This window comes from Streptacidiphilus sp. MAP12-20 (genome assembly GCF_041262525.1).
Classification (GTDB): domain Bacteria; phylum Actinomycetota; class Actinomycetes; order Streptomycetales; family Streptomycetaceae; genus Streptacidiphilus.
Genome location: NZ_JBGCCK010000005.1, coordinates 50,566 through 75,467, shown reverse-complemented (window position 1 = coordinate 75,467; position 24,902 = coordinate 50,566). Strand labels below are relative to the sequence as shown.

Genomic DNA, 24,902 nt, shown 5'->3' with positions numbered 1-24,902 from the left:
GACGGGATCAAGGCGCCGACCGCGCCCCTCCCAGCACTGGACGACCGGCTGCTGGACCCGACGACTGGAGGTGCGTACCCGTGCGTGAGGAGCGTCGGCTCGACGACCGCAAGCTCGCGGTGCTGCGCGCCATCGTGCAGGACTACGTCGGCACCGAGGAGCCGGTCGGCTCCAAGGCGCTGGTCGAGCGCCACAATCTCGGTGTCTCCTCGGCTACCGTCCGTAACGACATGGCCATCCTCGAGGAGGAGGGCTACATCCACCAGCCGCACACCAGTGCCGGCCGGGTGCCCACGGACAAGGGCTACCGCCTCTTCGTCGACCGACTGACCGAGGTCAAGCCGCTCTCGACGGCGGAGCGCCGGGCGATCACCAACTTTCTCGACCACGCCCTGGACCTGGACGACGTCGTCGCCCGCACGGTCCGGCTGCTCGCGCAGCTGACCAGACAGGTGGCGGTGGTCCAGTACCCCTCGCTCACCCGTTCCACCGTCCGGCACGTCGAGCTCGTCGCGCTGACGCCGACCCGGGTGATGCTGGTGCTGATCACCGACACCGGACGGGTCGAGCAGCGGCTGGTCGACTGCCCGAGCCAGGTCGGCGAGGCGATGCTGGCCGACCTGCGGAGCAGGCTCAACGCGCGCGCGGCCGGTCGCCGCTTCGCCGAGGTCCCGACGCTGCTGCAGGACCTGCCGGAGAGCTTCGCCCACCAGGACCGGGCGGCGGTCACGACCGTGCTGTCCACCCTCTTCGAGGCCCTGGTCGAGCAGACCGAGGAGCGCGTCGTCCTCGGCGGCACCGCCAACCTGACCCGGTTCCCGCACGACTTCCCGCTCACCATCGCGCCGGTCCTTGAGGCGCTGGAAGAGCAGGTGGTTCTGCTTCGGCTGCTGGGTGAGACCGGAGATCCAGGGGTGATGGTCAGGATCGGTCACGAGAACGCCTATGAGGGCCTGAATTCCACCTCGGTCGTCTCGGTGGGCTACGGTTCGGGCGATGAGACCGTCGCCAAACTCGGGGTGGTCGGGCCGACGAGGATGGACTACCCGGGAACCATGGGGGCCGTCCGAGCGGTTGCACGGTACGTCGGTCAGATCCTGGCCGCGTCCTAGTCCTACCTGGTCCTGGACGATGTTGGTCCTGGACAACGAAGACGACGACACGACACGGCACGAGCCTCACACGGAGACTAGCGGAGCATTTTGGTGGCCACGGACTACTACGCGGTACTCGGCGTCCGACGGGACGCGAGTCAGGACGAGATCAAGAAGGCTTTCCGCCGGTTGGCGCGTGAGCTGCATCCTGACGTCAACCCGGACCCGAAGACCCAGGAGCGGTTCAAGGAGATCAACGCCGCCTACGAGGTGCTCTCGGACCCGAACAAGCGCCAGGTCTACGACCTCGGCGGCGACCCGCTCTCCGCGACCGGCGGCGCGGGCGGGGCGGGCGGCTTCGGCACCGGTGCGGGCTTCGGCTTCAGCGACATCATGGACGCGTTCTTCGGCGCGGCCGGCGGCCAGCGCGGCCCGCGTTCGCGGACCCGGCGCGGCCAGGACGCCATGATCCGGATCGACATCGATCTGAAGGAAGCGGCCTTCGGCGCCACCAAGGACATCCAGGTGGACACCGCCGTCGTCTGCACCACCTGCAACGGCGAGGGCGCGGCCCCCGGCACCTCGGCGCAGACCTGTGACATGTGTCGCGGCCGCGGCGAGGTCTCCCAGGTGACCCGCTCCTTCCTGGGCCAGGTCATGACCTCGCGTCCCTGCCCGCAGTGCCAGGGCTTCGGCACGGTCGTGCCGACCCCGTGTCCCGAGTGCGCCGGCGACGGCCGGGTGCGCTCGCGGCGGACGCTGACGGTCAAGATCCCGCCGGGCGTGGACAACGGCACCCGGATCCAGCTGGCCGGCGAGGGCGAGGTCGGCCCCGGCGGCGGCCCGGCCGGTGACCTGTACGTCGAGATCTCCGAGATCGCGCACGACACCTTCCAGCGGCGCGGCGACGACCTTCACTGCACGGTGACGCTGCCGATGACGGCGGCGTCGCTGGGCACGAAGGTCCCGTTGGAGACCCTGGACGGGGTGGCCGAGATCGACATCCGGCCCGGCACCCAGTCCGGCCAGTCCATCCCGCTGCACGGCCGGGGCATCACGCACCTGCGCGGCGGCGGGCGCGGCGACCTGATAGTGCATGTCGAGGTCCTGACGCCGAGCAAGCTCGACGCGGAGCAGGAGGATCTGCTGCGCAGGCTCGCCAAGCTGCGCGGGGAGGAGCGCCCGTCCGGCCAGTTCGCGCCGGGGCAGCAGGGTCTCTTCTCGCGCCTCAAGGACGCCTTCAACGGCCGCTGACGCGGCGACGCCCGATCCTCCGCACAGAACAGAGCAGCACGTGACCGCCCCCGTCTTCCTGCTGGACACCGACCGCCTCGCCCCCGTGGGCCGGGTGATCCGCCTGGACGGCCCGGAGGGGCGGCACGCGGTCGCGGTCAAGCGGCTGACCGTCGGTGAGGAGCTGGTGCTCACCGACGGTCAGGGGGCGGGCGTGCGGGGCACGGTCGCCGCGGTGGAGGGCAAGGACGCGCTGGACGTCAGCGTGACCGAGGTGCTGGCCGAGCCGGAGCCGCCGCTGCGGATCACCGTTGTCCAGGCGCTGCCCAAGGGCGACCGCGGCGAACTCGCGGTCGAGTTGATGACCGAGGTCGGCGTGGACGAGATCGTCCCCTGGTCCGCCTCGCGCTGCATCACCCAGTGGAAGGGCGAGCGCGGCGCCAAGTCGCTGGCGAAGTGGCGGGCGACCGCCCGCGAGGCGGGCAAGCAGTCGCGCCGGCTCCGCTTCCCGCTCGTCCACGACCTGATGACGACCCGCCAGGTCGCCACCCTGCTCGCCTCGGCGACTTTCCCTGCCGTCCTGCACGAGGAGGGCGCCGCGCCGCTCGCCGCCGCCGACCTTCCGGCGACCGGCTCCGTCGTCCTCGTCGTCGGCCCGGAGGGCGGCGTCTCCGCGGACGAGCTCGCCGCCTTCGCCACCGCCGGCGCGGGCGCCTACCTGCTCGGCCCGTCGGTGCTCCGCACGTCGACCGCCGGCGTCGCGGCCGGTGCCCTGCTGCTGGGGCGCAGCGGCCGCTGGGGGTAGTCCGGCCGCCACGGCGCTAGCCTGGCCCGCATGGATGAGGTCGACGGTGTGGAGGTCGTCACTTTCGCGAGTGGCGCGGTGTTCGAGAGCTGGCTGGCCGAGCACCACACCCGCCGCGAGGGTGTGTGGATCAAGGTGGCCAAGAAGAACTCCGGCATTCCCAGCGTCACCGACGACGAACTGGTCGACGCAGGGCTCTGCTTCGGCTGGATCTCCGGGCAGCGCCGGTCCCTCGACGAGCGCTACTACCTGCAGAAATACGTGCCGCGCAGGCCAAGGAGCCTGTGGTCGCAGGTCAACGTGGACCGCGTCGCGGGGCTGACGGCCGTCGGGCGGATGCGCGAGCCGGGGCTGGCCGAGGTGCGCCGGGCCCAGGCGGACGGCCGGTGGGCGGCGGCCTACGCATCGCAGCGGACGGCGACGGTGCCACCCGACCTCGCGGCGCGGCTCGACGCGGCCCCTGAGGCACGGAAAGCCTTCGAGGCTCTCGACCGCTCCGGGCGCTACCAGCTGATCCTGCCGTTGCTGCAGGCGCTGACGCCGGAGGCCAGGCAGGCGCGACTCGAGAGGGCCCTGCAGCAGTTGCACCGAGGTGACCGGTCGGAGCACGACAGGTAGGTGCACTACCCAGGGGCGCGAGCAACCACCCTGTGCGGATGGCCCTGCTCGTTCGGCGGCACACCACACACCGTGGCTTGTCGCGCACGCAGTGAATCAAGCAAAGCCTCGCGCCCCTGGGGGTGTTGCCCGGCTGGCGTACGATGCAGGCCAAGTGGTGACGGACTGAGGGAGCGTGCGGGATGGCCGGCGAGGCCCAGGTGGACTGCCTGTTCTGCAAGATCGTGGCGGGCGAGATCCCGTCCACGAAGGTGCGCGAGACCGAGCACACGCTCGCCTTCCGTGACATCAACCCGCAGATGCCGACGCATGTCCTCGTCGTGCCCAAGGCGCACTACCCCAACGCCGCCGCCCTCGCCGACGCGGACCCGCAGCTCGCCGGGGTCGTGCTCGCCGAGGCGGGGCGGGTCGCCGAGGAGGAGAAGGTCGTCGACAGCGGGTACCGGCTGATTTTCAACACCGGCAGCGGTGCCGGTCAGACCGTCTTCCACGCCCACGTGCACGTGCTCGGCGGAAACGCCGGGCTGCGCGAGCGGCTGGTCTGAGACAGGTGTCCGCGCGCGAGCTGGTCGTGCTCGGTACGGCCAGCCAGGTGCCCACCCGGCACCGGAACCACAACGGCTACCTGCTGCGCTGGGACGGCGAGGGCCTGCTCTTCGACCCGGGCGAGGGCACCCAGCGGCAGATGCTGTACGCCGGGGTCAGCTCGCACGACATCACCAGGATCTGTGTCACGCACTTCCACGGCGACCACTGTCTCGGCCTGCCCGGCGTGATCCAGCGGATCAACCTCGACCGGGTGCCGCACCCGGTCACGGCGTACTTCCCGGCCTCCGGCGCGCACTGGTTCGAGCGGCTGCGGAACGCCAGCGCGTTCTACGAGACGGTCGAGCTCCAGCCCCAACCCGTCACGGGTGAGGGCGGGGCCCTCAAGGCGCCCGGCCGGGAGGGCGCGCCCTTCGCGCTGGAGGCGGCGCGGCTCTCGCACCCCGTCGAGTCCTACGGCTACCGCCTGGTCGAACCCGACGGCCGCCGGATCCTGCCGGAGAGGCTGGGCGCCCTCGGCATCGGCGGTCCCGATGTCGGGCGGCTCCAGCGCGACGGGCGGCTGAGTCGCGCGGGCCGGCCGGACGTCACGCTCGGCGAGGTGAGCGAGACGCGGCGTGGTCAGCGGGCCGCGTTCGTCATGGACACCCGCCTCTGCGACGGCGTCCACGCGCTGGCCGAGGGAGCGGATCTGCTGGTCATCGAGGCGACCCTCCTGGACGCGGACGCCCACCTGGCCCAGGAGCACGGTCATCTCACCGCCGCGCAGGCGGCGCGCGTCGCCGCCGAGGCCGGCGTGCGCACGCTCGTGCTGACGCACTTCTCGCAGCGCTACCCGGGTCTGGACGGGCATCTGGCCGAGGCCCGGCACCACTTCGACGGCGAGATCGTCGTCGCCGAGGACCTGATGCGGGTAGCGGTGCCGACGCGCACATGAACGGGCGGGCGCGTGAACGGGCATAAAACACTGGCGGATCTCCGCTGAGCAGCGCAGCATCATTGTTCCCGGCCGTTCCGTCCGTCGTACCCTTTTCCTATCCGGCACGATGGACCCGACAGTGAAATGGGATGAGGCAGGCCTCAGCGCCGACCTATGACTTCTCAAACACAGGCGCCCTCCGACACTCAGCCCGCGCAGGCAGGGCGGGCACGGACCCAGGAGCGCATCGTCATTCCGGAGAAGCATCCGATGGTGATGGTGCTCGGCACTGGGGACTCACTCCTCCGTGTGATCGAGAACGCTTTTCCCACCGTCGACATCCATGCCCGCGGCAACGAGGTCACCGTCACCGGAGACCCGGTCGAGACCGCTCTGGTGCAGCGCGTGTTCGACGAGATGATGCTGGTGCTGCGCACCGGCCAGCCCTTGACCGAAGACACCGTGGAGCGTTCGATCGCCATGCTGCGCAAGGCCGCCGAGGACCCCTCCAGCCCGGAGGCGCACGAGAGCCCCTCGTCCGTCTTCACAGCGAACATTCTGTCCAACCGGGGCCGGTCCATCCGCCCCAAGACGCTCAACCAGCAGAGTTATGTCGACGCGATCGACCGGCACACCATCGTCTTCGGCATCGGCCCGGCCGGTACCGGAAAGACGTACCTGGCCATGGCCAAGGCCGTGCAGGCGCTGCAGAGCAAGCAGGTCGACCGGATCATCCTGACCCGGCCCGCCGTCGAGGCCGGCGAGCGGCTCGGCTTCCTGCCCGGCACGCTCTACGAGAAGATCGACCCCTACCTGCGCCCGCTCTACGACGCGCTGCACGACATGATCGACCCTGACTCGATCCCGCGCCTGATGGCGGCCGGGACCATCGAGGTCGCGCCGCTCGCGTACATGCGCGGTCGCACGCTCAACGACGCGTTCATCATCCTCGACGAGGCGCAGAACACCAGCGCCGAGCAGATGAAGATGTTCCTGACCCGGCTCGGCTTCAACTCCAAGATCGTGGTCACCGGTGACATCACCCAGATCGACCTGCCCGGCGGCACGATCAGCGGCCTGCGCATCGTCCAGGACATCCTGGGCGACGTGGACGACATCCACTTCACCCGCCTGACCAGTGCGGACGTCGTCCGGCACAAGCTCGTCGGCCGCATCGTCGACGCCTACAACCGCTACGACGCCCACAGCGCGGCACCGCACCACGAGCACCGCCATTCCGACTGATCACCCGTAACCACTCACTCACAGCACGTCAGTAGAAAGCCGAGACCCGCACCCGCCATGGCGATCGACATCAACAACGAATCCGGCACGGAGGTCGACGAGGAGGCGCTCCTCGACGTCGCCCGCTTCGCGCTGGACCGGATGCGCATCCACCCGCTGTCCGAGCTCTCCGTCATCGTCATCGACGAGGAGGCCATGGCGGCCCTGCACGTGCAGTGGATGGACGAGCCGGGCGCGACGGATGTGATGTCCTTCCCGATGGACGAGCTGCGGCCCGGCAAGGAGGACGAGGAGCTGCCCCAGGGGCTCCTCGGCGACATCGTGCTCTGCCCGGAGGTCGCGACCAAGCAGGGCGCGGCCAACGGGCACTCCATGGACGCGGAGCTCCAGCTGCTCACCGTCCACGGCGTGCTGCACGTGCTCGGCTACGACCACGAGGATCCGGACGAGGAGCGTGAGATGTTCGGTCTGCAGAAGCGGATCCTGGACGACTGGCGCACCTCGCGCGGCGAGACCGGTCCGTCCCCGGCTCCCACGACCCGATAAGCGGGTACGGGGAAATGAGCGGCAGTAGTACCAGCTTCCTCGTCGGGGCGGTGCTGCTCGTCATCTGCGCGTGGCTCGCCGCCTGCGCCGAGGCGGGCATCTCGCGCGTATCGCGCTTCCGTGCCGAGGAGGCGGTCCGGGCCGGCCGCCGCGGCTCCAAACGGCTGCTCGCGCTGGCGAGCGACCCGATTCGGTACCTGAACCTGGCGACGCTGATCCGGGTCACCTGTGAGATGGCGGCGGCGGTGCTGGTCACCGTCGTCTGCGTGCGCAGCTTCCACCAGACCTGGCAGGCGGTGCTGGTCGCGATCGGGGCGATGGTGCTGGTCTCCTTCGTCGCGGTCGGCGTCTCGCCGCGCACGATCGGGCGGCAGCACCCGCTGAACTCGGCGACGGCGGCCTCGTTCGTGCTGCTGCCGCTGGCCCGGGTGATGGGCCCGATCCCGCGCCTGCTGATCCTGCTGGGCAACGCGCTGACGCCGGGCAAGGGCTTCCGCGAGGGGCCGTTCGCCTCGGAGGCGGAGCTGCGCGCCCTGGTCGACCTGGCCGAGAAGGACGACCTGATCGAGGACGACGAGCGCCGCATGGTGCACTCGGTCTTCGAGCTGGGCGACACCATCGTCCGCGAGGTGATGGTGCCGCGCACGGACCTGGTGATGATCGAGCGCGGCAAGACCGTCCGGCAGACGCTGACGCTGGCGCTGCGCAGCGGCTTCTCCCGGATCCCGGTGGTGGGAGAGAACGAGGACGACGTCGTCGGCATCGCGTACCTGAAGGACCTGGTCCGCCGCACCCACGCCAACCGTGACGCGGAGAACGAGCCGGTCGGCCACGTGATGCGCGCGGCGACCTTCGTACCCGACAGCAAGCCGGTCGCCGACCTGCTGCGCGAGATGCAGCGGGACCGCATCCACGTCGCGGTGGTGATCGACGAGTACGGCGGCACGGCGGGGCTGGTGACGATCGAGGACATCCTGGAGGAGATCGTCGGCGAGATCACCGACGAGTACGACCGCGAGACCCCGCCGGTCGAACCGCTCGCGGACGGCTCCTACCGGATCACGGCGCGGCTGCCGGTGGAGGAGCTCGGCGAGCTCTTCGGCATAGAACTGGAGGACGAGGACGTCGAGACGGTCGGCGGCCTGCTGGCCAAGGCCCTCGGCCGCGTCCCGATCCCCGGCTCCGACGCGGAGGTCCCGGTCCCCGACGACGACGAACTCCCCATCGCAGCGATCCGCCTGACGGCCGAGAGCACGGCCGGCCGCCGCAACCGCATCGGCACGCTCCTCGCGGTCGCGGTCCCGAGGGCCTCCCGCCATGACGAGGAAGAAGCTGCGTTGCGGCCGGAATCCGACTGAGACGTAAGGGGCGCGGGGCTCTGCTCGATCTACTGCGTGCGCGAGAAACCACCCTGTGCGGATGGCCCTGCGCGTTGAGGACCATCTGCTCGTCAGTGGCTTGTCGCGCACGCAGTAGATCGAGCAGAGCCCCGCGCCCCCAGCAATGGCAACTACCTCAGCGTCGTTTGGCAGAAGCTCCGAGGCCGATCGCGACAGCGATCCCCAGCGCCGTCACCGCCAGCGCGTCCGCGCCCAGGCCCAGCTTCACGCCGCTGAGAACGTCACCGCGGGTCGAGGCCAGCGCGCTCAGCAGAGGGATGCCGACGGTGATGCCGACCTGCTGGGTCGTCGTCGCCAGGCCCGTCGCGAGGCCCTGCTCGTCGTCCGGCAGGCCCGAGGTCGCCGTGACGTTGTAGGCGACGATCGCCGCCATGTGGCCGACGCCGGCCAGCGAGATCACCACCAGGAAGAGCCAGGTGCCCGCCGCGCCCGCTCCGATGCCCAGCAGGCCGAAGGTCAGCGCCGCCTGCAGCAGCAGGCCGCCGGAAAGAACCTTCGCCGAGCCGAAGCGGGCCACCAGCCGAGGCGCGAAGGTGCCGGTCACCGCGCAGGTCAGGCCGAGCGCGCCGAAGACCAGACCGGTCAGCACCGGCGACAGGCCGTTGACCTGCTGCAGGTACAGCGTGCCGAGGAAGACCGCCGCCGTCATGGTGGCGATGGTCGCCATCCCGCCGAGGTTGCCGAAGGCGACGGTCGGGCGGCGCAGGATGCGCAGCGAGACCAAGGGCTCGGCAGTCCGCGCCTCGATCGCCACGAACGCGGTGAGCAGGACCGCCGCCGCGACCACCGTCGCGATCACCGAGGTGTCGCCGAAGCCGCGCTGCGCCGCGGTGGACAGGGCGTAGATCAGCGAGAGCAGCCCGCCGGTGACCGTCACCGCGCCGGGGACGTCGATCCGGGGGCGGACGGCGTTGCGCGACTCGGTCAGCAGCAGCGGAGCCGCGACCAGCACGGCCGCGCCCATCAGCACGTTCAGGCCCATCGTGGACCGCCAGGTCAGCAGCTGCGTCAGGAGACCGCCCAGCACCATGCCGCAGGTGAAGCCGATCGCCATCAGGCTGCCCATGACGCCGAGCGCCCGGTCACGCTGCGGGCCCTCCTTGAAGGTCGTGGTCAGCAGCGCCATGCCGGAGGGCACGATCGCCGCCGCGCCGAGACCCTGGAGCGCGCGCCCGGCCAGGAAGCTCGCGGGCGACCAGGCCACGGTGGCCAGCACGGAGGCTGCGGTGAACAGCGTCAGGCCGATCAGGAAGACGCGTCGACGTCCGACCGAGTCGGCGATCCTCCCGAACAGCAGCAGGAACCCGCCGGACGGGAGCGCGAACGCGGTCATGCCCCACTGCAGGTTCGCCTGCGAGAGGTGGAGCGACTGACCGAGCGTCGGCAGCGCGATGTTGAGGATGGAGAAGTCGAGGGCCACCGCGAACTGGGCGGCGCAGAGGACGAAGAGGACGAGCCTGGCCCGTAGGGAGAGCTTCTCGTCCGTGGTTGCGGGAGCGGAGGCCGCCGGCTGCTGGCCGGCCGTCGTGGTCGTGGTGTCGATCGCCATGTCCATCATGCTTCCGCCGTTCCAAGGGTGGTGGAGAGAGGGCGCTTATCCTGTTGGTACAACCACCAGGCAGGGGAGACTGTGGACGTTCGCACCAGCACGGCCGCTGCGACGCGGCGGCGCGCGGATCTGCGCGAGTTCCTGATGAGCCGCCGGGCGAAGGTCAGTCCTGGTGAGGCGGGGCTGCCCGACGGCGGTGCGCGCCGGCGGACGCCGGGGCTGCGGCGGGAGGAGGTCGCGGTGCTCGCCGGGGTCGGTGTGAGCTGGTACCAGTGGCTGGAGCAGGGGCGGGACATCACCGTCTCGGGGCAGGTGCTGGACTCCGTCTCGCGGGTGCTCAAGCTGGACGAGCCCGAGCGGCGTCATCTCTACGTGCTGGCGGGCCTCAACCCGCCGCTCGCGGTCGTGCCGCGGAGCGCTACCGCCGTCACGGAGTCGATGCAGCGGCTGATCGACGCGTGGATGCCGCTGCCGGCCAACGTGATCGACCGCTACTGGAACAACATCGCCTTCAACGCGGCCGCCACCGACGCCTTCGACTTCACCGACCGCTGGACGAACTGCCTCTGCGCCTACTTCACGGACCCCATCTACCGCACTCGGCATGTCGGTTGGGAGCAGGACGCGGCGCTGGTCGCCGCCGAGTACCGGGCCGCGGCCGCCGAGTTCCCCGGGGACGAGGGCTTCGTCGCGATCGTGGACGAGATCAGCGCCAAGAGTGAGCTGTTCGCGGAGATGTGGGCGCGCGGGGATGTCCGTCCGGCGGGCACCCGGCCGAAGCAGCTGCAGCACCCGCTCGTCGGCGAGCTGTGCTTCGAGAGCACGCAGCTGCGCGTCCCTGACCGGCCGGACCTCACGGTGGTGCTGCACAACGCCCTGCCGGGCACGGACACCCTGCGCAAGCTGGAGTGGCTGGCCTCCCCCGAGGGCCGCCGTTCGAGGATCCGACCGCTGGCCGGCTGATCCGTGCGCGGCTGATCCGTGCGTGCTGCCGCTCGTCGGCGGTCGATCCGTGCGCCTCTGCCGGGAAGAGCGGTCTGCGGCTGACGATGGGGCCACCAGCCCGTGTCCCCGGAGGAGACGCCGATGTCGCCCACGCTTGCCGAGTCCGCCGCCCTGCTCCAGCCCGAGCTCGCCGCGTTGCGTCGAGAACTGCACCGGGAGCCGGAGATCGGCCTGGAGCTGCCGTTGACGCAGGCGCGGGTGGTGGCGGCGCTGCGCCAGGGACGCCTCGATCCGGCGGGCGTCGCCGACCTGGTGGGTCATCACGTAGGCGGCCACGTTCGCCGGTGAGCCGGCCACCAGTCCGCACATCCGGGTGGCGGGCAGCTCGCCCAGCCACCCGGCCGTGGCGTCCAGTTCGCGGGCGGGCACGTCCAGCCAGAGCATCGTGCCGACCACGTGCCCGCCGAGGCGCGGGCTCGCGTCGCAGCGCAGCACCAGGCGGCCGGACTGCCGCAGCTCGCCGACCCGGCGGCGGACGCTGGTGGCGGGCAGGCCGGTGCGTTCGGCCAGCTCGGCGAAGGGCATCCGGCCGTCCCCGCCCAGGGCCTGCATCAGCGCGCGGTCCGCCAGGGCGCGGCCGGTCAGCGTCTCGCGCAGGGCCCGGTCGACGGGGAGCGCGGGCGCGGTGAAGCCGCCGCCGATCGCCTCGCGCTGCGCCGGGTCCAGCGCGCCCTCGCGCCAGCGGCTGCCCTCGCGCAGGGTGCGCTCCACGAACGCGGTACGGGTGCGCAGCACGCCGGGGACCCGCCCGACCCGGTCCAGCACATAGGCCGTGATCTGGCCCGGCTCCAGCGCGGCGACGGTGAGCATCAGGTCCGCCTCGCCGCTGACCACCTCCACCGTCGGGGTCTGCGGGTCCCCGGCCAGCGTCGCCGCGACCGAGGCGACGGAGTCGGCCCGGCACTCGACGAGGACCATCGCGGTCAGCCCGACGCCCATCCGTTCCGCCGACGGGTAGCAGGTCACCCAGGCGTCCCCGTCGCCCGAGAGGCGGGCCCAGCGGCGGGAGAGAGTCGCCGGATCGACGCCGAGCGGGCCGGCCAACTTGGACCAGGGAGCCCGGGGATCGACGCGCAGCGCGTCGACGAGGGCGAGGTCGAGTTCGTCGATCATAGTTCGCCGATCATGGCTGATCCTTGCGCGCGGAGGCAGCTGCCTGCCGATTCGTGCGGCGGCGGGTCATGGGCACCCAGATTAGCCATCCTTTCGCCCACCCGACGCCCCTCGCGGGCGCGGCAGCGGGCGCGGTCGGCGCGGCCGTGCTCGACGCGCTGCTGCTGCGTCCCGGCGTGCCGACGCAGGACGCGTATGTCGCGATCTGGGCCGCCTGCGCGCTGCTCTGCGCGCTCGGCGTGCCGGTGGCGCTGGCGCTGCGCGTGACTCCTGCCGCAGCGAGCGTCGGGCGGCTAGCCTCGGAACAGCCAGTGTGATCATCACCCTCGGGAGGCCCGTCCATGACCGCACCGTCAGCCACGCCCACACCCACCCTGCTCGATTCCGCGGCGCTCCTCCAGCCCGAGCTCGCCGCGTTGCGGCGGGCGATCCACGCAGAGCCGGAGATCGGCCTGGAGCTGCCGTTGACGCAGGCGCGGGTGGTGGCGGCGCTCGCGGGGCTCGGGCTTGAGCTGACGCTGGGTGAGAAGCTCAGCAGCGTGGTGGCGGTGCTGCGGGGCGGTCGTCCTGGACCTGTGGTGCTGCTGCGCGGGGACATGGACGCGTTGCCGGTGCAGGAGACGAGCGGGCTGCCGTACGCGTCGACGATCGACGGGGCGATGCACGCCTGCGGGCACGACCTGCACGTGGCGGGGCTGGTCGGCGCGGCCAAGCTGCTCGCGGAGCGGCGGGAGGAGTTGGCCGGTTCGGTCGTCTTCATGTTCCAGCCCGGCGAGGAGGGCCGGGGCGGCGCGAAGATCATGCTGGACGAAGGGCTGCTGGACGCGGCGGGCGCGCCGGTCGTCGCCGCGTACGGGCTGCACGTCGTCAGCGGCATGCTGCCGGGCGGGGTGGTCTCGGGCCGTCCGGGCGCGGCGATGGCGGCGGCGGACACCCTCCACGTCACCATGCGCGGACGCGGCGGCCACGGCTCCGCGCCGCACGCCGCGCTCGACCCGATCCCGGCGCTGTGCGAGGCGGTGACGGCGCTGCAGACGATGGTGACCCGCCGTTTCGACGCCTTCGACCCGGTCGTCCTCAGCGTCGGCTACATCCGTGGCGGCACGATCAACAACGTGATCCCGGACGACGCGACCTTCGAGGCGACGATCCGCTCCTTCTCGCCGGAGGCGCGGGCGCGGGCCGAGGAGGAGACGCTCCGGGTGGTGCGCGGCGTCGCCGCCGCGCACGGCCTGGAGGTCGACGCCCGCTACGAGCGGCTCTACCCGGTGACGGTCAACGACGGTACGGAGGCGGAGTTCACCGCGCGTACGGTGCGCGAGCTCTTCGGGGAGGACCGCTTCCGTCCGATGGCACAGCCGCTCGCGGGCGCGGAGGACTTCTCCTACGTCTGCGAGCGGGTCCCCTCCGCCTACTTCTTCCTCGGCGCGTGCCCGCCGGACCGCGACCACGCCACGGCGGCGTACAACCACTCGCCGGAGGCGCTGTTCGACGACTCCGTCCTCGCGGACGGCGCGGCGCTGCTGGCGCAGCTGGCGATCGCCCGGCTGGCGCGGGAGTAGCGGGCGCTCACGCCGCGCCCGCGAACCTTCGCCCCGCCGCAGGGGGCACTTCCCGGCCGAAGGCTGGGGGAGCCCGGCACGCTCATCTGCTGCGTTGGCGAAGCACCCAAGTACGGTCCAGTGCGAGGGCGCTCCGCCGCCTTGCAGCTGCACGCACCGGGCGCGGCGCTAGCGTCCGAGCGTCGTCAGGACGGCCGCGAGCTGTCCCAACGGGTCGGGGCCGACCGGGCGGAGCACGACGGTCCCGGCCCCGGCGGAGCCCAGGGCCTCGATCGCAGCCCTCGCCTCGGCCGGGGAGCCGGAGACGGAGAAGGTGTCCTTGGGGCCGCGGCCGAGCCACTCGGCGTGGCCTGCGACGGCCTCCCGCAGGGCGGGGACGGCGGCCTCGCCGACGCCGAGGAAGGCGAAGACGGTGAGGGTGAAGTCCGCGTCCGCGCCGCCACGCTCCGCCGCGGCGCGGACGGTCCGCAAGTCGTCGGGGCCGTGGCCCTCGGCGACGAGCGTGCCCTGGGCCGCGCGGCCGGCCAGCTCCAGCGACTTCGGCGAGACCACCCCCGCGATCACCGGCGGCACCGCGTCCGGCGCGGGCGGGTGCACCAGCTGCACCCCGTCGAGCCGCAGCTCGCGTCCCTCCACGGTCACCGACTCGCCGCGCAGCAGCGCGCGCACGACGGTCAGCGTCTCCTCCAGCAGCGCGAGTGGCGAACGCGGCGCGACGCCGAGCTGCTCCATCCACTCCCGCACGCCGTGCCCGATCCCGGCGACGAACCGCCCGGGGAAGACGCGCGCCAGCGTGGCCACCTCCATCGCCAGCAACGCCGGGCTGCGCAGCGGCGCGGGCGCGATGCCGAGCCCGACCCTGATGCGCTCCGTCGCCCCGAGCGCGACGCCGGCGGCCGATATCCCGCCGTTCCACCCCAGGTCCTCGACGACCCACAGGTCGTCCACACCGAGCCGCTCGACCTCCCTGGCGAAACCGGGCAACCCGGCCGGGTCCCACGAGCGGTCGAACATCACGCCGATACGAAGGTCTGTCATGGCGGCGAAGGTATCCGATCGCGTGCGGTCGGTAGACCGTATTCTCTTGGCATGAGCGAGCAGCAGCCCGTCGAGCTTGACGCAGAAGACAAGAAGATCATCACCCTGGCCCGTTCGGCCCGTGCGCGGAACGGTGTGGCCGAGGGCGCGGCGGTGCGGGACGAGACCGGGCGGACCTACGTCGCCGGCACGGTCTCCCTGCCGTCGCTGCACCTCAGCGCGCTGCAGACGGCAGTAGCGATGGCGGTCGCGAGCGGCGCGAAGGGCCTGGAGGCCGCGGCGGTCGTCGGCGACGCCAACCATCTGGCGGACGAGGACCTCGCCGCCGCCCGCGACCTGGGCGGTGCCGGGACGTCCGTCTTCCTGGCCGACACGGACGCGGCCGTCCGGCAGACGGTCGTGCTGGACTGACGCGGGTACCTGCACGGACGTCTTGCCAACCGCCTGGGGCCCGCTAGGGTCGGGGCGGTGGCGTTCCGGGCGACCGGTGGGGGTGGGTACGGGTGAAGGGCATCGCGTTCATCGCGGGCGTGCTGTTCGTGCTGATGGGCATGGGTCACTGGCAGCAGGACCAGAACCCCGGCTGGCTGGCGGCGTCCATCATCGTGGCGCTGTTCACCTTGATCGGGGGGCTGGGGGCGCTCTTCAAGCGCGGAAAGTAGCGTGCCACGGTTGTGCGCTCCCACGTTCGGGTGAGTGATCAGCGAAAGCCTGTGGGTACGCTGGGCAGGACGACGAGGATCTCGCCCATGGGAGCAACGATGACCGTCGCACCGACGAACACCCCCACCTGGCCAGTTCCGCCGGACGGCGGTTGGACCGCGGAGGATCTCGACGGGCTCCCCGACCTGCCTCCGCACACGGAGCTGCTCGACGGGAACCTCGTTTTCATGAGTCCGCAGCGCAATTTTCACTACGCCGCTGTCAGCCTTCTGCACTACGGCCTGCTCCAGGCGCGCCCTGAGGAGTTCAAGGCCGTCCGGGAGATGTCCCTCGTCCTGGACAAACGAGACCGGCCGGAGCCGGACGTGATGGTCGTCCACGCCGAAGCCATGAGAGATCGAACCCAGACCTTCTACCGGCCTGAGGACGTCGTGCTGGCCGTGGAGGTTGTTTCACCTGACTCGATGGAGCGCGACGAGGAGCTGAAGCCCCGCAAGTACGCGGCTGCCGGTATCAAGCACTACTGGCTTGTGGAGAACGAGAACGGCGAGCCCGTGGTTCATGTCTACGAGCTCGACCCGGTGGCGCGCTCCTACGAGTCGAAGGGCGCGCATCGCGGTGTCTTGAACCTCAGCGCTCCCTTTCCACTGACCATCGACTTGGGGAGGATGGACGACTGGTCATGAGCCCGCTCCCCGCGTAGGGGAGAATGGCCGCATGAGTTCCAGCCCCGCCCAGCAGCACCGCTCGGGTTTCGCCTGTTTCGTCGGGCGCCCCAACGCCGGCAAGTCCACGCTCACCAACGCGCTCGTCGGCACCAAGGTTGCGATCACCTCCGACCGTCCCCAGACCACCCGGCACACCGTGCGCGGCATCGTGCACCGCCCCGACGCGCAGCTCGTGCTCGTCGACACGCCCGGTCTCCACAAGCCCCGCACGCTCCTCGGCGAGCGACTCAACGACGTCGTGCGGACGACCTGGGCCGAGGTCGACGTCATCGGCTTCTGCCTCCCCGCCGACCAGAAGATCGGCCCCGGCGACAAGTTCATCGCCAAGGAGATCGCGGCGATCAAACGTCGCCCGAAGGTCGCCATCGTCACCAAGACCGACCTGGTCGACTCCAAGCGCCTCGCTGAGCAGCTGCTCGACGTCGCCAAGATCGGCGCGGAGCTCGGGATCGAGTGGGCCGAGATCATCCCGGTGTCGGCGAAGGAGGGCAAGCAGGTCGACCTGCTCGTGGACCTGCTGATCCCGCTGCTCCCGGAGGGCCCCCAGCTGTACCCGGCGGGCGACCTCACCGACGAGCCCGAGCAGGTCATGATCGCCGAGCTCATCCGCGAGGCCGCGCTGGAGGGCGTGCGCGACGAGCTGCCGCACTCGCTGGCCGTCGTGGTCGAGGAGATGCTGCCGCGCGAAGGTCGCCCGGCCGACCGGCCGCTGCTGGACATCCACGCGAACGTCTACATCGAGCGCCAGAGCCAGAAGGCGATCGTCATTGGCGCCAAGGGCGCGCGCCTGAAGCACGTCGGCACCGTCGCCCGCCAGCAGATCGAGGCGCTGCTCGGTACGCCCGTCTTCCTCGACCTGCACGTCAAGGTCGCGAAGGACTGGCAGCGCGACCCGAAGCAGCTGCGCAAGCTGGGGTTCTGATCCTCAACGGCGGTCAGCCGCTGTCGCGCACGATGATGTGGCTGCTGCCGAGGTGATGGGTCTCCACCTCGTGGTCGGGTTCGCGGATCAGACGGTCGATCAGGTCCGCGAGCCCGCGTCCGGCCGGGAGGGCCACCCGGACCGAGGTGAGGCGCGGCCGCAGCACCCGAGCCAGCATCAGGTCGTCCGCGCCGACCAGCGCGGCCTCCGCCGGGACTGCGATGCCCGCGTCCTGGAAGGCGGCCAGGGTCAGCGCCGCGTACTCGTCGTTGTAGCAGTAGAGCGCCGTCAGCCCGAGTGAGCGCCAGCGGGCCGCGAGGGCCGCGGCCGATTCCTCGGTGTAGTCGAGCTCCAGCGGCTCCACCCGGACGCCGCCCGGCGTGGCCATGCCCGCCGAGGCCGCCGCCGCGCGGACGCCGGCCAGGCGCGGCTCGCTGAACTGCCGCAGGGTGCGGTCGGTGGGCATCAGCACCCCGATGGCGCGATGGCCGCGCGCGAGCAGGTGTGCGGCGGCGGTCGCTCCGACCTCGCGCTGGTCCAGGATCAGCGAGTGCGTGCCGGGCACCGGCCGCCCGGCGAGGGTCAGCACTGCGCGGGTGCCGGAGCGCTTGAGCATCTCGACCCCCTCCGGCGTGAGCTCGTCGCCCATTCCGGCCAGCACGGCCGTCGGGCGCAGCTCGGCCCAGGCCCGGGCGACGTCGTGCCCGGCCAGGTCGGAGCGGTTGCCGTAGAGGACGGCCGTGTAGCCGTGGTCGCGCAGTCCCGCGCGCAGTTCGCCGAAGAACTCGTTGAAGAGCGGGCCGAAGGTGATCTCCGGCGTGGCCAGCAGCACCAGGCCCGAGTGTCCGGCCCGCAGGGAGCGCGCGGCGGCGTGCGGGACGTAGCCCAGCTGCTCGGCGGCGGCGCGGACCCGGAGCCGGGTCTGCTCGCTCACGCGACCGCCGACGGTGTCGTTGAGCACGTAGGAGACCGTGGCGCGCGAGACGCCGGCCAGGCGCGCGACGTCGGCGCTGGTGGGAGCGGCGGTAGCCGCCGTGGGTGATGGCTGTGTCATTGCGCTCCACATCTTTCCAGAACCAAGGGCTGGTGCGCCGCTGAAACGGGTGCTAAAACATGTGATTACACGAGTCATCATGACACGTGTAACCAATGCGAAACACGAGCAGCGGCGCGGGGTTGCGAGACCCCAGGTCCCGGCGGGCTCCCCTCAGCCGGCCGGGACGTACCCACCCCCATCACGCGCCACCTCACGAAACAGGAGGGCAACGTGGCCCTTTCCGAGTCGACCCCCACCCCCACCCCCGCCGACGTCCACGCCGTCGACGCCGGGGCACCCGCCCAGCCGTCCAGAGGTCTGCTGCCGCTGCTGTTCACCGGCAACGCGGCCATGTACGCCCTCTATGTCGGCGTGGGTGCCATCCTGCTGCCGCTCCAGATCCAGCACATCGCCCCGCATGACAAGGTCGCCATGCTCGGCCTGGTCTCCGGGGTCAGCGCGATCTTCGCCGCCGTCTTCAACCCCGTCGCGGGCGCGCTGTCGGACCGCTCGGGCCGGCGCAATCCGTGGATCCTCGCCGGTGGCCTGCTGGCCGTCCCGGCCATGGCGCTGCTCGGTGCGGTCAACTCGATCCTGCTGGTCGCCATCGCCTGGTGTCTCGGCCAGGCCGTGATGAACGTCTACCAGGCCGCGATCACCTCGATCGTCCCCGACCGCGTGCCCGCCGCGAAGCGCGGAACCGCCTCGGCGGCGGTCGGGCTCGGCCTGCCGGTCGGCAGCATCGTCGGCGTGCTGGTCGGCAACGCCTGCGCGAGCAGCTTCCGCACCGGCTACCTGATCCTCGGCGTGCTCGTCGCCATGGCCGCGTTGCTGGTCTCCGGGCTGAGCAAGGAGCAGCGCCGTCCGGCCAAGGGCCCGGTCTCGTTCAGGGAGCAGGTCCGCGCCTTCACCGACAGCCTGCGCGCGCACGACTTCCGTTGGGCTTTCATCGGCCGCGCGCTGCTGGTGCTCGGCTACTTCGCGATCAGCGGCTACCAGCTCTACGTCCTCCAGGACCACATCACCCTGCCGCACGGCATGAGCGCGACCGCCGCGGCTGCCGTACTGACGCCGCTCTCGGCCGTCTCGATGCTCGTCTCGATCGCGGTCTGCGGACCGCTCTCCGACCGCCTCGACGCCCGCAAGCGCTTCGTGGGCGTCTCGGCCGCGGCCTCCGGCGTCTCGGCGCTGATCCCGATCGTGAGCCCGAACTTCACCGGGATGCTGATCTTCTCCGTCGTCAACGGCCTCGCGTTCGGCTGCTTCATGGCGGTCGACACGGCGCTGGTCACCCTGGTCCTGCCCAAGGCCGAGGACGCCGCCCGCGACATGGGCGTGCTCAACATCGCCAACGCCGGCCCGCAGATCATCGCGCCGTTCATCGCGTCCACGGTCGTCAGCCTCGCCGGCTACGACACGCTCTTCGCCCTCGGCGGCGTGCTCAGCGTCCTCGGGGCGCTGGCCGTCCGACCGATCCGTTCCGTCCGCTAGAAAGGCAATGCACCGATGAAGCTCAACACCCGCGAATGGGGCAGCGGCGACCGGGTCGCCCTATTGGTCCACGGGATCATGTCCGACTCGCGCACCTGGCGGCTGGTCGGCCCGGCGCTGGCGGAGCGCGGCTACCGCGTCATCGCCGTCGACCTGCGCGGCCACGGGGCGTCAGGGCGTGGCGAGTACGCCCCGGCGGACTACGCGGACGACCTCGCCGAGACCCTGCCCGGTGGCGCGGACCTCGCCATCGGCCACTCCCTCGGTGGCCTGACGCTTTCGCTGGCGGTGGACCGGCTGCAGCCGGAGCGGGCCGTCTTCTCCGACCCGGCCTGGCACTTCGTCCAGCCCGAGCAGGGCTTCGACCCGGCGATGTTCGTCCAGTTCGCGGCGATGGCCACGCGGGAGACGGTCGCGGCGATGAACCCGCGCTGGGCCGCGGAGGACGTCCAGGTCGAGCTGGATACCCTCGCCGTCTGGGACCCGGCCACGGCCACCGCCCTCTCCGGGCTGGCGGATTTCGCCGTGCTGCCGCAGAAGCCGGTCGTGCCTTCGCTGGTGCAGGTGGCGGACCCGAGCTTCCTGCTCTCGGCGGAGGACAAGGAGACGCTCCGCGAGCGGGGCTTCGAGGTGCGTACCGTCGAGGGTGCGGGGCACACGATCCACCGCGACGACTTCGCGGGCTTCATGACCTCCCTCGACGGCTGGATCTGACAGGTGGCTGGATCCGGCACAGCACGGATCCAGCACAGCACGGATCTGACGCAAACTCAGTACGTAGGCGGGGGAGTGAGAAAGGATGCTGGAGAGATGACACCCGATCAGCAGCGCGAGACCGCCGTCGAGGCGGCGCTCGGCAAGCTGGACCTGACCGGCAAGGTCGCCCTGCTCGCGGGAGCGGACATGTGGTCGCTGCCGGCGAACGAGGACATCGGCCTCGGTCGGCTGGTGATGTCGGACGGCCCGGCCGGTGTGCGCGGCGAGAACTGGACGGCTGACGACCCGTCCGTCTCCGTCCCCTCGCCCACCGCCCTGGCCGCGAGCTGGAGCCTGGAGCTTGCCCACCAAACGGGCCGGCTGCTGGCCCAGGAGGCCCGCCGCAAGGGCGCGCACGTCGTGCTCGCCCCGACGATCAACCTGCATCGCAGCCCGCGCGGCGGCCGCCACTTCGAGGCGTACTCCGAGGACCCGCTGCTGACCGGCGAGATCGGCGCGGCCTACGTCTCCGGCATCCAGTCCGGCGGTGTGGGGACCACGCCCAAGCACTGGGTGGCCAACGACTCCGAGACCGACCGCTACACCGTCGACGTCCGCGCGGACGAGCGGACCCTGCGCGAGCTCTACCTGGCGCCGTTCGAGGCGATCGTGCGCAAGGCCACCCCCTGGGGCCTGATGGCCGCCTACAACCGGGTCAACGGCCACAGCATGAGCGAGCACGACGAGCTCAACAACCGGGTGCTGCGCGAGGATTGGGGCTTCGACGGAATCCTGGTCTCGGACTGGACCGGCGCCCGCGACACCGTTCGCAACGCTCTGGGCGGCCTCGACATCGCGATGCCGGGCCCGGTCACCGTCTACGGCGAGCACCTGGTGAACGCGGTCAACGAGGGCCTGGTGCCCGAGGAGACCGTCGACGCGCTGGCACGCCGGGTGCTGCTGCTGGCCGCACGCGTCGGTCTGCTCGCGGACGCGCCCGCCGTCGTCCCCGCGGAGCAGCTGCCCGCGCCGATCGACGGCGAGGCCCTGGTCCGCGAGGTCGCCGCAGCCGGTATGACGCTGGTCGCCAACGACGGCGTGCTGCCGCTGGCGGCCGGACTCGGCTCGGTCGCGCTGATCGGCGCGGCCGCCGCCGAGGCGCGGATCGGGGGCGGCGGCTCCGCGCAGGTCTTCCCGACCCGCGTGGTCAGCCCGCTGGAGGGCCTGCGGACCGCACTGCCGCAGGGCACCGCGCTCAGCTTCGCGATCGGCGCGGACCCCAACGTCCACCTGCGTCCGCTGGCCGCAGCCACCCAGGCCCGCTTCCTCGACCGCGACGGCGGCGAGCTCGGCAGCGTCGCGCTGCCCGACGGCACCGCCCGCTGGATCGGCCAGCTGCCGGCCGGGCTCTCCTTCGAGGGCCTGGCGGCCGTCGAGCTCACCGGCACGCTCACCCCCGAGCGCACGGGTGCGCACCGCCTCGGCATCCGCGGTGTGGGCTCCTTCGCGCTGGAGGCGGACGGCGAGGTCCTCTTCGACGGCCTGCTCGCCCCCGAGGGAACCGACCCGGCCGCCGCCTTCCTGAACCCGCCGGAGCGCGTCTTCGAGCTGGAGCTAAACGCCACCGCGCCGGTCGCGCTCAAGCTGCGCTACCTGCTGCCGGAGAACAGCGGCTTCGCCGGCTTCGGCCTGGTCTCCTTCCTCCTCGGCCACGGCGAGCCGATCGGCACGGACGACCAACTGCTGGACGAGGCCGTGGCGGTGGCTGCCGCCGCCGACGTCGCCGTGGTGGTCGTGGGCACGACCGAGGAGGTCGAGAGCGAGGGAGTCGACCGCGCCTCGCTGGCCCTGCCCGGACGCCAGGACGAGCTGGTGGCGCGGGTCGCCGCGGCCAACCCGCGCACGGTCGTGGTCGTCAACGCGGGCGCGCCGGTGCTGATGCCCTGGCGCGAGGACGTCGCAGCGGTGCTGCTGAGCTGGTTCCCCGGCCAGGAGGCGGGCTCGGCGCTGGCCGACGTCCTCACTGGCGCGGCGGAGCCGGGCGGTCGGCTGCCGACGACCTGGCCCGCCACCGAGGCGGACGTGCCGGTCTGGGAGGTGGCCCCGACGGACGGCCGACTCGACTACGAGGAGGGCCTATTCATCGGCTACCGGGCCTGGCAGCGCCGCGACGGCGCCGCTCCCGCGTACTGGTTCGGCCACGGGCTGGGCTACACCGAGTGGTCCTACGAGGGCCTGGAGCTGCGCCTGCTCGCACCGGCGTCCGGCGGTGCCGACCCGTACGCGGGGGTGGCCGAGGCCGTGGTCCGGGTCCGCAACAGCGGGGCGCGGGCCGGGCGCGAGGTCGTCCAGGTCTACTTGTGCCCGCAGGACGGGGACGTGACGCGTCCGGGCTGTGCGCTGGCAGGGTTCGCCGTGGTCACGGCCGCGCCGGGCGAGCTGGCCGAGGCGCGGATCGAGCTGCCGCTGCGCGCGTTCCAGATCTGGGGCGGCGTGGACGGCTGGGTGGGTCGCGCGGGCGACTACCAGGTACGGGCGGGTCGCAGTGTTGCGGACCTGCCGCTGAGCGTCGCGCTGGAGGTGCCTCTCCCGAGCTGACGCGGCGTAGCGACCCCGTCGTCCCTGAGCCGTGCCTGGCTCGGGGCGGCGGGGTCGCTCGCATCGTCGTGCGGATGGTCGTGCGGATCGACGCGCGTTCAGTTCGCGTTCGGAACCGCGACGGGGGCCGCCACGCTCCCGCTCGTCGCCGTCGCCGTCGCCGTCGCTGCCGCTTGCCGGGGCAGGGGAACCGCGAGCCGGTCCTCGGTCGGCAGGTCGCGATAGCGCGGCAGCGGGGAGGCCAGCAACAGGAGCGCGGCCAGCGGGACGCCCGCCGTGGTGATCCACATCGCCGTCTGGAGGCCCAGCGCGCCGGCCAGGGTGCCGGCGAGCACCGCGCCGAGCGGGATGGTCCCGAAGTTCAGCACCGCGGAGCTGGCGCTGAGCCGGCCGAGCAGCTCCGGGGGGCAGTAGCGCTGCTGGAAGCCTGCCTTGATGATGTTCCCGGCCACGATCCCGAGCGAGACGCAGAACCCGCCGACCAGGTAGAGCCAGACTCCGGCCCCCGGCGAGGCCAGCGGAATCAGCAGGGCGAACACCGGCAGCCCCAGCTCGAAGAAGAGCATGGCCCGTGCGGTGCCGATCCGCGCAGCGAGCCTGCGACTCGCGAATGCGCCCAGGACGCCGCCGAGGCTCGCCGCTGCGATGAGCATGCCCACAGCCGTCGCGCCGACCCCCGCACGCTGGACCAGGAACACGACCAGGATCGACTGGTAGCCGGTCAGCGCCAGGTTCGAGCTCGCGCCGAAGATCGTGAACGAGCGGAGCCACCGGTCGCCGGCGACCAGGCGCAGGCCCTCGCCGATCTCCTCGCGCAGCGCGCGGCGTTGCTTCGTCGTGCCGGAGCCGGCCTCGCGGTGGCGGATGCCACCGAGGCACGCGAGCGACAGGACGAAGGTGGCCGCGTTGACGAGCATGCCGCCGGTCGCGCCCAGGATCTGAGTGAGCGCTCCGCCCGAGCCCAGCCCGGCGATCTGTGCGGCGGAGGCGCTGCCCTGCAGCTTCGCGTTGCCCTCGGCGCGGTCAGGGGTTTCGAGCAGGACGGGCAGGTACGCGGTGTACGCGGTCTGGAAGAACACCTGCGCCACGCCCCGCAGCAGCGCCACGCCCAGGAGTTGGGCGATGCTGAGCGCCCCGGCCCAGGCGGCGAGCGGCACGCTCAGCACGACCAGGAGCGCGACGGCCTGCGCCGCGGCCATCACCGGCCGGTGCGGGAGCCAGTCCACCCAGGCTCCGGCGGGCAGGCCGATCAGCAGCCACGGCAGCCAGCCTGCGGCGGTGATCAGGCTGACCTGAAAGGCGTCCGCGTGCAGCACGGTGAGCGCGATCAGCGGCATCGCGACGCCGGTGACGCTGCTGCCGAACTGGCCGGCGACCTCGCCGGTCCAGAGCAGTCGGAAGTCGCGGTGGCGGCGCAGGAGGCTGGTCATGATGCGTCGGTTTCCCTTCTCGGAAAGGTCTGGAACTGGACGGTGACCGGCAGTGCGCCCGGCTCGGGCAACGTGTCGGCGGAGGGCCGGTAGCGCTCGACGACGGCCATCAGCTCCGCGTTGAGCTCGCGGAGTCGCTCGGGAGGGAGGCGGAGGCTGAAGTCGGAGACATTGCCGGTGCCGCGCCAGTCCTCCGGCCATTCCTGGCTGAGGTAGTCGCTGACTCGCCGGAACTGGAGCTGCACCGTCTCCTGGAGATAGACGGACAGCGCGGCGCGGGCCTCCGGGTCACCGCGATGCTCCGCGGTGTTGACCACGGTCGCCGTCTCGACCCGACGCCACCAGCGCTCGCGCTTGCTGCCCCGGCCCCGGTCCTCCTCGATGTAGCCGTGCTGCGCGAGGTTGCGCAGGTGCCAGCTGACGGTGCCGGTGCTCTCGCCGACGCGCTCGGCCAGCATCGTGCCGGTGGCGGGGCCCTCGGTGAGCAGCTCGAGCAGCCGCATCCGCAGGGGGTGGGCCAGCGCTCGCAGGCTGCGCGGATCGAGGGTGCGCGGGGGTTCGGCGGTGGGTTCGGCGGTGGGTTCGGCGTGCTCTTCCTTGCTCATGGCAAGAAGCTACACCGCAGAGGCTTCTCTGCAAAGAGTCCTCTGCAGAGAAATCTCTGC

The 24,902-nt window shown here is 71.8% G+C and carries 25 protein-coding genes and 1 pseudogene; 20 read left to right on the top strand and 6 right to left on the bottom strand.

The genetic code is table 11. The annotated features are described in order from the left end of the window. Positions 1–80: 80 nt before the first annotated feature. The 9 genes from hrcA (at position 81) to ABIA32_RS08195 (ending at position 8,364) form a co-directional block, all read left to right on the top strand. Positions 81–1,112: a heat-inducible transcriptional repressor HrcA gene (hrcA, locus tag ABIA32_RS08235; RefSeq protein WP_370093244.1), complete on the top strand. Its 1,032-nt coding sequence runs from the start codon at positions 81–83 to the stop codon at positions 1,110–1,112. Between the two features lie 93 nt (positions 1,113–1,205). After that, positions 1,206–2,348: a molecular chaperone DnaJ gene (gene dnaJ, locus ABIA32_RS08230; protein WP_370093242.1), complete on the top strand. Its 1,143-nt coding sequence runs from the start codon at positions 1,206–1,208 to the stop codon at positions 2,346–2,348. A gap of 40 nt (positions 2,349–2,388) precedes the next feature. Continuing rightward, a complete protein-coding gene (locus tag ABIA32_RS08225; protein ID WP_370093240.1) occupies positions 2,389–3,132 on the top strand; it encodes a 16S rRNA (uracil(1498)-N(3))-methyltransferase in 744 nt (247 codons plus the stop codon). Positions 3,133–3,162: 30 nt separating this feature from the next. Then, on the top strand, positions 3,163–3,750 hold the full coding sequence (locus ABIA32_RS08220; RefSeq protein ID WP_370093238.1) for a YdeI family protein: 588 nt from the start codon (positions 3,163–3,165) through the stop codon (positions 3,748–3,750). A 182-nt stretch (positions 3,751–3,932) separates the two neighbouring features. Then, the gene (locus ABIA32_RS08215; RefSeq protein WP_370093237.1) at positions 3,933–4,295 is read left to right on the top strand and encodes a histidine triad nucleotide-binding protein; all 363 of its coding nucleotides are present in this window, start codon (positions 3,933–3,935) and stop codon (positions 4,293–4,295) included. A 5-nt stretch (positions 4,296–4,300) separates the two neighbouring features. Beyond that, on the top strand, positions 4,301–5,233 hold the full coding sequence (locus tag ABIA32_RS08210; RefSeq protein ID WP_370093235.1) for a ribonuclease Z: 933 nt from the start codon (positions 4,301–4,303) through the stop codon (positions 5,231–5,233). Between the two features lie 156 nt (positions 5,234–5,389). Continuing rightward, positions 5,390–6,460 (top strand): PhoH family protein, encoded by a 1,071-nt coding sequence (locus tag ABIA32_RS08205; RefSeq protein WP_370093234.1) that lies wholly within the window; start codon positions 5,390–5,392, stop codon positions 6,458–6,460. A 57-nt stretch (positions 6,461–6,517) separates the two neighbouring features. After that, positions 6,518–7,006: an rRNA maturation RNase YbeY gene (gene ybeY / locus ABIA32_RS08200; protein ID WP_370093233.1), complete on the top strand. Its 489-nt coding sequence runs from the start codon at positions 6,518–6,520 to the stop codon at positions 7,004–7,006. Between the two features lie 14 nt (positions 7,007–7,020). Continuing rightward, the gene (locus tag ABIA32_RS08195; protein ID WP_370093232.1) at positions 7,021–8,364 is read left to right on the top strand and encodes a hemolysin family protein; all 1,344 of its coding nucleotides are present in this window, start codon (positions 7,021–7,023) and stop codon (positions 8,362–8,364) included. A gap of 157 nt (positions 8,365–8,521) precedes the next feature. Here ABIA32_RS08195 and ABIA32_RS08190 read toward each other — a convergent pair whose 3' ends face one another. Beyond that, positions 8,522–9,955, bottom strand: a complete 1,434-nt coding sequence (locus ABIA32_RS08190; protein ID WP_370093231.1) for an MFS transporter — start codon at positions 9,953–9,955, stop codon at positions 8,522–8,524. 144 nt (positions 9,956–10,099) lie between these two features. Between ABIA32_RS08190 and ABIA32_RS08185 the strand changes: the two genes are divergently transcribed. Both ABIA32_RS08185 and ABIA32_RS08180 read left to right on the top strand, forming a co-directional pair. Continuing rightward, complete coding sequence (locus ABIA32_RS08185) at positions 10,100–10,918, top strand: helix-turn-helix transcriptional regulator (RefSeq protein ID WP_370093498.1); 819 nt, start codon at positions 10,100–10,102, stop codon at positions 10,916–10,918. Positions 10,919–11,041: 123 nt separating this feature from the next. Continuing rightward, positions 11,042–11,248 (top strand): hypothetical protein, encoded by a 207-nt coding sequence (locus ABIA32_RS08180; RefSeq protein ID WP_370093230.1) that lies wholly within the window; start codon positions 11,042–11,044, stop codon positions 11,246–11,248. A 165-nt stretch (positions 11,249–11,413) separates the two neighbouring features. On the opposite strand, the pseudogene ABIA32_RS08175 reads toward ABIA32_RS08180, so the two are convergent. After that, positions 11,414–12,073: pseudogene (locus ABIA32_RS08175) on the bottom strand (AsnC family transcriptional regulator); the annotation flags it as partial. Positions 12,074–12,141: 68 nt separating this feature from the next. On the opposite strand from ABIA32_RS08175, the gene ABIA32_RS08170 reads away from it, so the two are divergent. Both ABIA32_RS08170 and ABIA32_RS08165 read left to right on the top strand, forming a co-directional pair. Continuing rightward, entirely contained in the window at positions 12,142–12,390 is a 249-nt protein-coding gene (locus tag ABIA32_RS08170) for a hypothetical protein (RefSeq protein WP_370093229.1), read from the top strand. A gap of 24 nt (positions 12,391–12,414) precedes the next feature. Continuing rightward, positions 12,415–13,635: a M20 family metallopeptidase gene (locus tag ABIA32_RS08165; RefSeq protein WP_370093228.1), complete on the top strand. Its 1,221-nt coding sequence runs from the start codon at positions 12,415–12,417 to the stop codon at positions 13,633–13,635. Between the two features lie 168 nt (positions 13,636–13,803). Here ABIA32_RS08165 and ABIA32_RS08160 read toward each other — a convergent pair whose 3' ends face one another. Beyond that, on the bottom strand, positions 13,804–14,673 hold the full coding sequence (locus ABIA32_RS08160) for an LLM class flavin-dependent oxidoreductase (RefSeq protein WP_370093227.1): 870 nt from the start codon (positions 14,671–14,673) through the stop codon (positions 13,804–13,806). A gap of 51 nt (positions 14,674–14,724) precedes the next feature. Between ABIA32_RS08160 and ABIA32_RS08155 the strand changes: the two genes are divergently transcribed. From ABIA32_RS08155 to era, 4 genes are all read left to right on the top strand, one after another. Next, positions 14,725–15,084: a cytidine deaminase gene (locus tag ABIA32_RS08155; protein WP_370093226.1), complete on the top strand. Its 360-nt coding sequence runs from the start codon at positions 14,725–14,727 to the stop codon at positions 15,082–15,084. Between the two features lie 92 nt (positions 15,085–15,176). After that, on the top strand, positions 15,177–15,335 hold the full coding sequence (locus tag ABIA32_RS08150; protein ID WP_370093225.1) for a hypothetical protein: 159 nt from the start codon (positions 15,177–15,179) through the stop codon (positions 15,333–15,335). Positions 15,336–15,434: 99 nt separating this feature from the next. After that, complete coding sequence (locus ABIA32_RS08145; protein WP_370093224.1) at positions 15,435–16,022, top strand: Uma2 family endonuclease; 588 nt, start codon at positions 15,435–15,437, stop codon at positions 16,020–16,022. 31 nt (positions 16,023–16,053) lie between these two features. Beyond that, positions 16,054–16,986, top strand: coding sequence for a GTPase Era (gene era / locus ABIA32_RS08140; RefSeq protein WP_370093223.1), 933 nt, complete (start codon positions 16,054–16,056; stop codon positions 16,984–16,986). A gap of 13 nt (positions 16,987–16,999) precedes the next feature. Here era and ABIA32_RS08135 read toward each other — a convergent pair whose 3' ends face one another. After that, entirely contained in the window at positions 17,000–18,040 is a 1,041-nt protein-coding gene (locus ABIA32_RS08135; RefSeq protein WP_370093222.1) for a LacI family DNA-binding transcriptional regulator, read from the bottom strand. Between the two features lie 213 nt (positions 18,041–18,253). On the opposite strand from ABIA32_RS08135, the gene ABIA32_RS08130 reads away from it, so the two are divergent. From ABIA32_RS08130 to ABIA32_RS08120, 3 genes are all read left to right on the top strand, one after another. Then, complete coding sequence (locus ABIA32_RS08130) at positions 18,254–19,513, top strand: MFS transporter (RefSeq protein WP_370093221.1); 1,260 nt, start codon at positions 18,254–18,256, stop codon at positions 19,511–19,513. A 15-nt stretch (positions 19,514–19,528) separates the two neighbouring features. Beyond that, positions 19,529–20,227 (top strand): alpha/beta fold hydrolase, encoded by a 699-nt coding sequence (locus ABIA32_RS08125; protein ID WP_370093220.1) that lies wholly within the window; start codon positions 19,529–19,531, stop codon positions 20,225–20,227. A gap of 96 nt (positions 20,228–20,323) precedes the next feature. After that, entirely contained in the window at positions 20,324–22,807 is a 2,484-nt protein-coding gene (locus ABIA32_RS08120; protein ID WP_370093219.1) for a glycoside hydrolase family 3 protein, read from the top strand. A 98-nt stretch (positions 22,808–22,905) separates the two neighbouring features. On the opposite strand, the gene ABIA32_RS08115 is transcribed toward ABIA32_RS08120, so the two are convergent. Further along, positions 22,906–24,237, bottom strand: a complete 1,332-nt coding sequence (locus ABIA32_RS08115; protein WP_370093218.1) for an MFS transporter — start codon at positions 24,235–24,237, stop codon at positions 22,906–22,908. After that, complete coding sequence (locus ABIA32_RS08110) at positions 24,234–24,842, bottom strand: ArsR/SmtB family transcription factor (RefSeq protein WP_370093217.1); 609 nt, start codon at positions 24,840–24,842, stop codon at positions 24,234–24,236. The genes ABIA32_RS08115 and ABIA32_RS08110 overlap by 4 nt, the downstream gene beginning before the upstream one ends. Positions 24,843–24,902 lie beyond the last annotated feature (60 nt).

Excerpts from the sequence above, each read along its gene's own strand:
- ABIA32_RS08220 (WP_370093238.1), top strand. The coding sequence starts at position 3,163 with ATGGATGAGGTCGACGGTGTGGAGGTCGTCACTTTCGCGAGTGGCGCG.
- ABIA32_RS08215 (WP_370093237.1), top strand. The coding sequence starts at position 3,933 with ATGGCCGGCGAGGCCCAGGTGGACTGCCTGTTCTGCAAGATCGTGGCG.
- ABIA32_RS08205 (WP_370093234.1), top strand. The coding sequence starts at position 5,390 with ATGACTTCTCAAACACAGGCGCCCTCCGACACTCAGCCCGCGCAGGCA.
- ybeY (WP_370093233.1), top strand. The coding sequence starts at position 6,518 with ATGGCGATCGACATCAACAACGAATCCGGCACGGAGGTCGACGAGGAG.
- ABIA32_RS08195 (WP_370093232.1), top strand. The coding sequence starts at position 7,021 with ATGAGCGGCAGTAGTACCAGCTTCCTCGTCGGGGCGGTGCTGCTCGTC.
- ABIA32_RS08190 (WP_370093231.1), bottom strand. The coding sequence starts at position 9,955 with ATGGCGATCGACACCACGACCACGACGGCCGGCCAGCAGCCGGCGGCC.
- ABIA32_RS08185 (WP_370093498.1), top strand. The coding sequence starts at position 10,100 with ATGAGCCGCCGGGCGAAGGTCAGTCCTGGTGAGGCGGGGCTGCCCGAC.
- ABIA32_RS08180 (WP_370093230.1), top strand. The coding sequence starts at position 11,042 with ATGTCGCCCACGCTTGCCGAGTCCGCCGCCCTGCTCCAGCCCGAGCTC.
- ABIA32_RS08170 (WP_370093229.1), top strand. The coding sequence starts at position 12,142 with ATGGGCACCCAGATTAGCCATCCTTTCGCCCACCCGACGCCCCTCGCG.
- ABIA32_RS08165 (WP_370093228.1), top strand. The coding sequence starts at position 12,415 with ATGACCGCACCGTCAGCCACGCCCACACCCACCCTGCTCGATTCCGCG.
- ABIA32_RS08160 (WP_370093227.1), bottom strand. The coding sequence starts at position 14,673 with ATGACAGACCTTCGTATCGGCGTGATGTTCGACCGCTCGTGGGACCCG.
- ABIA32_RS08155 (WP_370093226.1), top strand. The coding sequence starts at position 14,725 with ATGAGCGAGCAGCAGCCCGTCGAGCTTGACGCAGAAGACAAGAAGATC.
- ABIA32_RS08145 (WP_370093224.1), top strand. The coding sequence starts at position 15,435 with ATGACCGTCGCACCGACGAACACCCCCACCTGGCCAGTTCCGCCGGAC.
- era (WP_370093223.1), top strand. The coding sequence starts at position 16,054 with ATGAGTTCCAGCCCCGCCCAGCAGCACCGCTCGGGTTTCGCCTGTTTC.
- ABIA32_RS08135 (WP_370093222.1), bottom strand. The coding sequence starts at position 18,040 with ATGACACAGCCATCACCCACGGCGGCTACCGCCGCTCCCACCAGCGCC.
- ABIA32_RS08125 (WP_370093220.1), top strand. The coding sequence starts at position 19,529 with ATGAAGCTCAACACCCGCGAATGGGGCAGCGGCGACCGGGTCGCCCTA.
- ABIA32_RS08120 (WP_370093219.1), top strand. The coding sequence starts at position 20,324 with ATGACACCCGATCAGCAGCGCGAGACCGCCGTCGAGGCGGCGCTCGGC.
- ABIA32_RS08115 (WP_370093218.1), bottom strand. The coding sequence starts at position 24,237 with ATGACCAGCCTCCTGCGCCGCCACCGCGACTTCCGACTGCTCTGGACC.
- ABIA32_RS08110 (WP_370093217.1), bottom strand. The coding sequence starts at position 24,842 with ATGAGCAAGGAAGAGCACGCCGAACCCACCGCCGAACCCACCGCCGAA.